The organism is Xanthomarina sp., from assembly GCF_035306705.1.
GTDB lineage: Bacteria > Bacteroidota > Bacteroidia > Flavobacteriales > Flavobacteriaceae > Xanthomarina.
The window spans coordinates 1-2,497 of sequence record NZ_DATGNO010000081.1 but is presented as its reverse complement, the minus strand read 5'-3'; the positions used below and the strand labels follow the sequence as shown (position 1 = coordinate 2,497).

Sequence of the window (2,497 nt, the reverse complement as noted above, 5' to 3'; positions counted from 1 at the left end):
CCTGTTGTTTCTTGATATTCTAAAATGCGCTCGTTGTGCTTGTCTCCAATAATTTCTTTTTGGCCGAGTTCGCCCAAGGCAATTTTTAATGTATCTCCTAGCATATCTATTAAATTTTAAAGATTAATACGATTGCTATTTAACTAGGAAGGAAGATTATTCTGTCTAAAATAAATAAAAAAAGCGACCTAAGTCGCTTTTAATCAGATAATTTATACATGTTATTTACTTAACATCAGTAACTCGCTACATAGTATTTCGGTGATATAGCGTTTGTTACCGTCTTTGTCGTCCCAAGAACGGTTTGTTAATTTGCCTTCAACTGCAATTTCCTTTCCTTTGGTAATGTACTCTTCTACCACTTTAACCAAGCCTCCTTTTACTACCACGTTGTGCCAGTAAGCGCGCTCTACTTTTTGACCTTTTTTGTCTTTGTAGCTGTCGTCTGTGGCCATAGAGAATTTAGCCATTTTGGTACCATCTTCAAAATTGATAATTTCTGGATCTTGTCCTAATCTTCCAATCAACTGTACTTTGTTTCTAAGCGTTTTCATAATTTTAAATTTTAAAGCCTGCCCGAAGACAAGCGGATTAAACAGTTAATACTATTGAATATCATTCGGTCAATTCAACGATACAAATATGCAACCCCTTCCAAATGTTAGTCGGTTATTAACTAATTAAATTCGTTTGTAATTACTTGTAGTCGTTTGTAAACGATTAATTGCTCGACTTTAATTCCTATCTTTACCAGTAATGAAGAGACTTACAAGCTATTTGTATCCCATTATCAAGAAAATAGAATCGGATATTAACGGAACCCTAGAAATTACCTGGTACAATGGTAAAAAGCATTTAAATACAAAAAATGCCAACTATTCTTATGGCTCTTTACAACGTATTTTAAAATTTGGTTTGGAAAAAATAGACCTCTCAAAGGTGCATTCTGTGCTTTTATTAGGACTTGGAGGTGGAAGTGTGATACAAACCCTTCGGAAAGATTTCAACTATCAAGAACACATGACTGCCATAGAAATCGATCCTGTAATTATCCAGATTGCCAAAGATGAATTTCAACTTCAGAATAATGAGCAATTAGACATTATTTGTTCCGATGCCATTCAGTACATAGAAAAAACCCAAGCCACCTTCGATTTGATCATTATTGACTTATTTATAGATACCCAAGTGCCACAGCAATTCCTTGAACTTCCGTTTTGGGAAACTCTATTAAAACGAAAATCCACTTCTGGAGCCATTCTCTTTAATGCGTCGTTAGAAAGTTCCATGAGCGTCCCATTGGAAGCGGTTATCGATTATTTAAAATCCCATGTCTATAAAGTAACCGTTTTCGACAAGGTGAACAACACGAATAGAGTAATTATAACCAGTTCTTTATAAGTTTATCTGATAGATTTTTCGTAATTTTAGATTTAACCATATAATATTTGAATCATGGATTATTTTTTTTCAGCCATATTAAAAAACAGCACTTTTGAAGAGGCCATAACTAAAACAAAAGCAGCATTAAAGGTAGAAGGATTTGGTGTGTTAAGTGAAATAAACATTAAAGACACCCTTAAAAATAAAATAGATGTAGATATCGATCCATACGTTATTTTAGGAGCTTGCAGTCCCAAACATGCGTATGAAGCCATAAAATCCGAACCGCATATTGGTGTTTTTCTACCTTGCAATGTTATTGTAAAAAAACTAAAAGACAATTCTATTGAAGTGTCTGCCGTAGATCCAATTGCTTCTATGGGATCTGTAGAAAACAAAGCCTTAGGTCAGGTTGCTTTGGATGTTGAGAGTAAACTTAAAAAAGTGATAGCTAGTTTGAAGTAAAGGTCACGATCGAGATTTTGACGGGAACACTATACGGCGTATCTCTTGGGTTATTTAGTTTCTCGCAAAGGCGCCAAGACGCGAAGGAGGTTTGGCTTGGAGGTGTTTGTAGTTCTGTACATGGGATTGGTTGTTGGCTATGAGTTGGGATATTTAGTTTCTTGCAAAGGCGCTAAGACGTGGAGAGATTTGACATGGAATTGTTTGGTGGTAAGTTGTTTTATGTAGTTTACGTTCGCCTTTAAAGTTTTTCATCCGAACGGTGTGCCCATCGGCGGATTCAGCACACGCTAAAATAGACCGCCGGACTATTTTTTAATACTTGCTTGCCTCTTCGATTAAAGGGGAGAACCACTGTTTTTTTTATTTAGTTCACACGGAGTCACTACGGAGTCACTACGGAGTCACTACAGAGTCACTACAGAGTCGCTTCTAAGTTAAATTGCCTTAAAAACGCAATGTTTCTTATTTATAATCCCATAGCTAGGATCAGTCCATATTTATGTGTTTTCAAGCTTTCTAAAAAATATTCTGTATATTTATTTTATAACAACGCATCTGTTAATGACATTATAATTAATAAAGAAGTGAAACAATGAAAGCCTGTCCGGAATGTGGTGATAAAATAGTAGGTAGAATAGATAAGAAA

At 35.3% G+C, this 2,497-nt stretch carries 3 protein-coding genes; 2 read left to right on the top strand and 1 reads right to left on the bottom strand.

Annotated elements, in window-relative coordinates:
- Positions 1–221: 221 nt before the first annotated feature.
- Positions 222–554, bottom strand: a complete 333-nt coding sequence (locus VKY47_RS07290) for a single-stranded DNA-binding protein (RefSeq protein ID WP_324311630.1) — start codon at positions 552–554, stop codon at positions 222–224.
- Between the two features lie 202 nt (positions 555–756).
- On the opposite strand from VKY47_RS07290, the gene VKY47_RS07285 reads away from it, so the two are divergent.
- Positions 757–1,401, top strand: coding sequence for a spermidine synthase (locus VKY47_RS07285; protein WP_324311629.1), 645 nt, complete (start codon positions 757–759; stop codon positions 1,399–1,401).
- 54 nt (positions 1,402–1,455) lie between these two features.
- The gene (locus tag VKY47_RS07280) at positions 1,456–1,848 is read left to right on the top strand and encodes a DUF302 domain-containing protein (protein WP_324311628.1); all 393 of its coding nucleotides are present in this window, start codon (positions 1,456–1,458) and stop codon (positions 1,846–1,848) included.
- Positions 1,849–2,497: the final 649 nt, after the last annotated feature.